The organism is Legionella drancourtii LLAP12, assembly GCF_000162755.2.
Lineage (GTDB): Bacteria > Pseudomonadota > Gammaproteobacteria > Legionellales > Legionellaceae > Legionella > Legionella drancourtii.
Map to the genome: position 1 here is coordinate 118086 of NZ_JH413848.1, position 7303 is coordinate 125388.

Consider the following 7303-nt stretch of genomic DNA (forward strand, 5'->3'; position numbering starts at 1 on the left):
TATAGTACAATTCATTTCGCAAGCTCCGCGCTAATCTGCTTTTGATCTAAATTGATGACTATGCTGTAATCATTGATTGCTACTAAGATTAATCTAATTCAAATAAACTACTGTAATCATCCTCATTTAGACGGCGTTCCTGGGCGGTTGCCTCTTTATGCGCAACTAATTCTGATTTCATCTCTTGCTGGGAACGAACAGGTTCTGGAGTATGGTAATGTCTGTTAACGAAGTCTTCTACAGCTCTTTTTATAAGTTTTGCACGGGCATGCGAAGGCTCAATTGCTTCGAGTTGCTTTATATTTTGCAACAATAAAGGTGCAAAAGCATCTGGCTCGGTATTTTTAATTTCTTGCTTTTGTCGTACATGAATTAATTGCAGCATCGAGGTTAAAACCTGTGATTGCGGCGATGTAAATTTATTAAAACTGAATAAATAAGCAGCTTCTTGTATTTGTTGATGAATTGCTTGACGTAATTTCTCAATATCCGCAAGTATTTGCTTATTGTTTTCTTCTTGGGGATGTTCTAATGCGGCTGTGTTTGTATCTACTTTCATGGTATAAATTTGTGCATTTTCAGCCATTTGATTTTCTATTTTAATTATTTTGGAAAAAGATTCTAAATAGTTTGCAAAGAGCGTATTCATTTGTGTGCAGTGGTTTAGGACAGTGCTTTTATAAGTTGGTAACTGCAGCCCGGCTAAATTCATGTGTTCAGAAACATCGAACTCTATATTCTGATGGGATTGTATGTGCTGACAGGTTTCTTTTATTTCTTGGTAGTCTTGCTCATTAAATTGTCCCTTCTTAGCAATCAATCGCTCTAATACCGTTAATAAAGACTCGATATTTTCCATTGGCAGATTTAAAACATAACGTTCATTAACATAAGCGTCGATAATGTTTAATAAAACCATAAATTTTTTGGCATGCTTTAGTTGTGGTGTATTTTCAATCGTTGCATACACATCATCAATTTTTTTAAAAAGCATATCTTTTTTTTGATAATTTTTTAAATCTGTTTGTATAACTACCACAGGGTAGATTAAATCACTATCATGTAAAATAATTTGTGATTTTTTATATAGTTTTTCGTTTTTATCGGATTGTATGCCGATATTTGCCAGTTTTATGAACTCTTCTTTGGTGTACTGCTCTAGTTTTTTATTGGGTTGAGGATGGGATAAGTGATAAAGATCATATAAGTGTTTATCAATTTTTAGTGTCTTATCTTCGTCATTTTTAAAATAAACAAATTTTTCATTAAGCGGTGTACTGTCATCATACGTATGTAGTTGCGTTATGCTCAGCAACGTTCTTAATCCACGTAGTGCTGGAAATGATAACTGTTCTAGAATGGTTTCAGGAGATGTATTTTGATTGATAAACGCTTTATGTAATAGCATATCAAATGTGCTAAGGCTGTAAATTTTTTCTTTATTACTTACATAGACAAAGCCTTTTCTTGCTGTGATTTTCTGCGGTTTTTCTGTGAATAATGCAAACATTTGTTCGGCGATCGCCGGGAATTCTTTGGTTCCTGCGCCAGCGCGACATACTATGAGTGATATAGAGATCTTGGGAAGTTTATTTTTCAAAATATTAGACTCAAGCCAGGTGGTCAATTCATCAATTGCAAATCGTTGTGATGGATAATTTTTGGTTTCTGTCGGTGAAATATAATGTGCGCTTATCGATGCAGAGTGCGCTAAAATTTCAACATTTAATGTCCCTTCTTGTAACGCTTCGTGGATGTATTCATCAAGTGACTCATAGATTGCTGGAGCAATCACAGGGCTGCCTTGGGTATTTTTATAAAGATATTGTAGTTCCTGTACGATTTTTATCTCGCCAGTATCATCTTTTCGCGCAACCAGTAAAATATCGCCAGGCTTAAGTCGTGATGGCGCAGTAGGTTCATCGGAAAAACACAATACAACTCGTCGGCTCATAATTTAACCACAAAGATCATTTTATGTAATTATAGTTTCTTTTTTTCTATTTGTGTCTGGATAACCTCGATGCTTAAATAATCCCTTTCTATTCCAATGAAAATGATTTTAATTCTTTGACAATTTGTCCTTGTGAATCAGCAATGCCCACCCCAATCGCATAAGCATTGGTGCGTACTTGCGTCTGATGGTTTTTCGCAAATTGCGACACTAACAGCTGTAATTGCTTCTGCAAGCGTGCATTATCATCGGGATGCAAATGCTCTGCTGCAAACACCGAAAAATGCGGATTAAAATAATTCAGCACATTAGGACTGCCATATTGCGTAAAAATGAGTTGTCGGTCTATATCTTGAGCGGCCCAGGCAGGAATGAGTGCTTTTTTGTTGCGTAATGAAGACAGGGCATTCAATGCCTTATTACTTAGTCCTTGTATTTGCGGATCATTGGTCACGGACAACATCACATAACCGCCACTAGGGATAAAGCGCGATGTTAAGAGGGAAACTTGCTTTTGTTGTTTCGCTAAGGCTTCGGTGTGCTTGATAATCTGGGGAATTTGTGTTTCTTGATAGTTTGCCATATACAAGGTCACATGCAGCGGGTGTTTATCAATATAGGGGGTAATCTGATATTCAGTAAATATTTTTTGTTGCTCTAAAAATTGATTAAATTCTTTGATAAGCTCACTAACCTGATTGTCCGGTTTTAATTTAAGATAAACATTAATCGATTGATTGCTTGCCATGGCTGTATTGGCAATAAAAAAACAGATTAAGAGGAGGATGTAGTGGCGCAGTATTTTGCGGTTGTTGGTAATCCCATAGACCATAGTTTATCTCCGGTAATTCATCAGCATTTTGCCAGACAAACTAATATTCACCTGACCTATCACAAAATTAAAGCAGATGAATCGTCTTTTGAACAGAAAATAACCGCTTTTTTTGCACAAGATGGTAAGGGGCTTAATATCACTTTACCTTTTAAGCAACATGCTTTTGCCATAGCACAGCACTGTTCAGTGCGTTGTAATCTGGCTAGGGCCGCGAATACCTTATGGATGCATGCAGGGAACTTATACGCCGATAATACCGATGGGATTGGGTTGATTCGTGATTTGCGTCGTCATCTTGCCTTGGTCGGGAAACGGGTGTTAATTATCGGGGCAGGAGGTGCTGCACGTGGTATTGTACATCCTTTATGGGAAAATAACCTCGCTACTTTGGTCGTTGCTAATCGTACTCTAGCCAAAGCTGAGGCCTTAAAACAGGCTTTTCCGCAGATAAAATGTATGCGCATTAATGAGTTAAATGAGCCCTTTGATTTGATAATTAATGCGACTTCAGCAAGTTTAGCTGGAGAGTTTATTGCCTTGCCTGCGGTTTGTTTCTCCACCAAGCCATTATGTTATGATTTATCGTATAAACAAGGAGAAGCAACGGCGTTCGTGCAATCTGCCAGATATTGGGATTGTGCTGCTGTTGATGGTTTAGGCATGTTAGTGGAACAGGCTGCCGAGGCTTTTTTTATTTGGCATGGGGTTATGCCTGAAACTCAGAGCGTGTTGAATTTTTTGTATGCGGGCATTTAGATGTTGCCCCTTAGGTTGAGCCTTAATTCGGGCCATATCATTACTCAAAAAACGCACTGACTGCTTTGGCATTATTAATCGTGTCTCGGAAACCAAGTTCAAGTAGATCCCGCGTAAATTCGCGCTCAAACAGTAAGAAGCTTAATAAATCGCCTGAATGATTTTTAGCCCCCAAAACATTGAGTAAATAACGTAGCAACACTGGCAAGGATTTAAAATGCGCTTGCGCTACGGAGGCGACGTCTTTACTGGGACGTAAATGCATGGTTTTAATTGGCCGCCAAGGAGAATGACGCTTTTTCCATATGGATAGGAGCATGGCAATTTCATTCATGCGATTAACCATTTCGATATCACGATCTAAATTATCCAGAAAAAGGCCATTGAGCATACTACCTAAAATATGCGCGAAGGGAATCTCATCATTGTCACGGAATGGTTCATGATCGACAAAGGTCGGTAGTGCTCGTGTACCCAAAATCATAATCTCATTTACTTCAAAGCGAATGGCTCCTCGTAGTGGAGCAACCAAGCCAACGCTACCATCCCCATAATGAAAGCCATCAATCGGTACCGTGGGGAAGAATAAGGGTAAGGCGCTGGATGCTAAAATATGTTCTGCTTGGATGTTTGCACGTTGACTGCTATGGCGAGGATAATGCCAATCAGTAAATTCAGCGCCGCTATGATCGTAAAAAGAGATAGTTTGGTTTGATTCATAGCAATTGGTAATAATTTCTAAGGTATGAAGATGGCCTTCACTGATATTTTTGGCAATCCGCGTAAAATCAATGGTGTCATCAATTAATGCTTTTAGCGGCGTGGTGTCTAGTAAGTGGCCTGCTTGACGTTGCTTTATAACCAGCGTACTTACATTGCGCATTACTGATTTACTTAGTTCATAATTACTGGCTTTATAAATTTGCTGGCAGTGAATTTCACTCCAAATCATTTCCAGTTTATCAAGGGCTGTTGGGAAGTCATCTGCATTTTCTGCAAGCACTACGGCATTAATACTGCCCACACTAACACCGCTGACCATTTCGAAAGGCAGTGTTTTGGTTTGTAAAATATGGCCTATTGCTTTTAGAACGCCTGCTTGATACGCACCACGAGCACCGCCACCTGCTAGATAAAGGGCTTTTTTAGCCGTCATAATTTATTGGGGTAATTTAGTCTCTAAGAGGAAATATAGTTGAATTTTAGCCTGATTAGCAAGCAACATCAGAATTTCTTAAGATTTAATTGCTATAGTAATAATAAATAACATTATCTGTAGGTACCCAATGGCATTTGAACCAGCGCAAATTGCAGATAAAAAAGATGCTGAAGGCATCTTGCAAGGAATTCAACAACCAGTCGCCTATATTCCCAAGAAGAAGAAGGTGCCGCTGTCATTACTAATGCGCATCCCTTTTTTATCTCGTTTTGTTAAAGGTGTCAGTAGTGAGGCGATGCAATTAGGTTCCTCTATTAGTGCCTTGCATGGTACGCCTCCGACGGCGCTAACCAGTGGCTTTCAATTTGGTGGGATTTCGTTAGCGGCTTTGGATTTCTTAATGGTTCCGGGGATTTATCTTGCAGCATTTGTTTTAAAACGCCCCGTGCCAATTACCTTAAATAATAATGCCAGATGGCTGTATTCTGCCGTATTACTTGCCCTTGCGATTACGGCGCTGACTGTTCCTGGTGCGGCGCCAGTTATTGGTCTGGTAAGTGCGGGGCTTGCTTTAGGCCTGAGCACCTTTTTATTAGCTAAAGCCTTACGTGAACGTTATGTTTTAGGTAAAGAACGAAAAGCACTGCGTCGCGAACTCGTTGGTGCGGAAGAGGAAATGCAGCAAATTCAGTGTGAGGCAGAAAAACTACACACCCTGTTGCAACAGACAACAGATCAAGAACATTTAACTGAGATTTATCAACATATCGCTTCGTTGCAACAGCGTCATCAGACCCAAAAAGAACGTATTGAGGCTTTAAAAGAAAAAGAGGAAGTTATCGAGGAAAAAATAAAAGAGTTAGGTATCGTACACATTGTCGATAAAGGTTTAGGTGTAAGTTTGGCCTCACTTGCCGTAGTTGGATTGGTTACCTCTTTATTTTTTCCACATGTTGGTTTGGCGATTTTAATCGGGGTTTCTGCGGTTAGCCTTGCCTATCTGGCCGTGCGCATTACTGTTCCCATAGTGCGTGCACTGGGAAACTGGCTGATAAATAAGTTCCGCAATGCCGCAGAAACGGAGCATGAGGTGCAAAATAGCAATACGCTTCAATTAGCAGAGCAACAAGAACATCGGCATGAACAATCTCTTGATAACACGATTGCGGTAACTAATCGGGTGCACGTCGAGTCAACGACTACTAAAGACGTTGATGGGTGCAATACAGATTTTGTACAAGGGACGATGTCACCTGAGCAGACGCAAAATGAACCCAATTCAACAAGCGCAATGTTAGAGCTTTTGGGGGATAACAAGGCGGTTCTTGCGGGTTTCGCCGCAGAAAATGCCCCTAACGCGGATGCCCAGTCATTACGTAGTTCTGTTGCTAGCGTAACGGTGGATGATGGGTGCGTTGATAGTGAAGGTGAAACGGTAAGTCAGGATGAAGGGGAGGGCGCACAAGAGGAACCTAAGGCTGCTTTATCTCATTAGTCATTGCTTGCTCTCTGATTATGCATAGGCTAAGTTTAATCTGCAACGAAAAGCTCATTGCAAAAAATAAAAATTTCCTTTAATTTAAAAGTTTACCCTTTAGGGAAGGACGTCTCATGCTGAACCTACTTCGTGAGCAGCCACGTGCATTTCACATGATTTTTTTGTTGGAGTTGTGGGAGCGGTTTGGGTTTTATACAGTTCAAGGGATTTTAACGCTTTTTTTCATTCGCTATTTGGGGTATAGCGATAGCGATTCATACTATACATTTGGTGCTTTCTCGGCCTTAGTTTATGGTATGGTGGTTATCGGTGGGTATTTGGGTGATCGGATTCTTGGTACCAAACGCACTATTGTGCTTGGACTGATTGTTTTAGCAAGCGGTTATTTTGCTTTAGCGATTACTGATAAAGAACATGTATTTTTTGCCTTGGGTTTAATTTGTGTCGGTAATGGCTTATTTAAAGCCAATCCATCCAACTTGTTGGCTAAATGTTATGAGTGCAATGATCCACGCCTGCATGGTGGCTTTACACTGTATTATATGGCAATTAATTTAGGCAGTATGATTGCGTTATTTGCAGGACCAGCAATTGCTCATCGTTACGGTTATTCCTACGCTTATATGATGAGTTCTATAGGCTTATTAATAGGTTTGGCGAATTATGGGTTGCAACGCCAGTATGTTGCGCACATTAATACAGCGGCCGATCAGCATAAAATTTCACTGCTGCAGTGGCTTCTTGTCCTTGTCGGTATTTATTTGTTTACGCTCAGTTCAGCCTATTTATTACAGCACGTGTTGCTAGCGAAAAATCTGTTGTGGGTTATAACCACTCTAGTCGTGCTCTATTACGGTTATCTGGCACAAAAAGAAACTAAGGTGGCGATGATTCGCATGCTCGTTGCCTTTGCCTTAATGATTGAGGCAGTCATCTTTTTCACTTTATACCAACAGATGCCCACCTCACTTAACTTGTTTGCCGTAAATAATGTGGTGCCTGATTTTTTAGGGATTCCTATTGATGCACAAAGCTTTCAAGCATTAAATCCTATCTGGATAGTACTTATGAGTCCTGTATTAGCTCATGTGTATGCGCGCC

The 7303-nt window shown here is 40.0% G+C and carries 6 protein-coding genes; 3 read left to right on the forward strand and 3 right to left on the reverse strand.

Going from position 1 to position 7303, the window contains the following annotated elements:
• Positions 1-88 precede the first annotated feature (88 nt).
• Positions 89-1954, reverse strand: a complete 1866-nt coding sequence (locus tag LDG_RS16650) for a hypothetical protein (protein WP_006872623.1) — start codon at positions 1952-1954, stop codon at positions 89-91.
• An 88-nt stretch (positions 1955-2042) separates the two neighbouring features.
• Positions 2043-2786, reverse strand: coding sequence for a 2'-5' RNA ligase family protein (locus LDG_RS16655; RefSeq protein ID WP_050805592.1), 744 nt, complete (start codon positions 2784-2786; stop codon positions 2043-2045).
• Here LDG_RS16655 and aroE point away from each other — a divergent pair.
• Positions 2745-3545, forward strand: coding sequence for a shikimate dehydrogenase (gene aroE / locus LDG_RS16660; RefSeq protein ID WP_006872625.1), 801 nt, complete (start codon positions 2745-2747; stop codon positions 3543-3545). The genes LDG_RS16655 and aroE overlap by 42 nt on opposite strands.
• 40 nt (positions 3546-3585) lie before the next feature.
• On the opposite strand, the gene LDG_RS16665 is transcribed toward aroE, so the two are convergent.
• Positions 3586-4701 carry a patatin-like phospholipase family protein gene (locus tag LDG_RS16665; protein ID WP_006872626.1) on the reverse strand — a complete coding sequence of 372 codons (1116 nt, stop codon included), beginning with the start codon at positions 4699-4701 and terminating at the stop codon, positions 3586-3588.
• Between the two features lie 130 nt (positions 4702-4831).
• Here LDG_RS16665 and LDG_RS16670 point away from each other — a divergent pair, with 130 nt between their 5' ends.
• Both LDG_RS16670 and LDG_RS16675 read left to right on the forward strand, forming a co-directional pair.
• On the forward strand, positions 4832-6199 hold the full coding sequence (locus tag LDG_RS16670) for a hypothetical protein (RefSeq protein WP_006872627.1): 1368 nt from the start codon (positions 4832-4834) through the stop codon (positions 6197-6199).
• A 116-nt stretch (positions 6200-6315) separates the two neighbouring features.
• A partial coding sequence (locus LDG_RS16675; RefSeq protein WP_148263604.1) for an oligopeptide:H+ symporter occupies positions 6316-7303 on the forward strand: 988 nt, incomplete at its 3' end.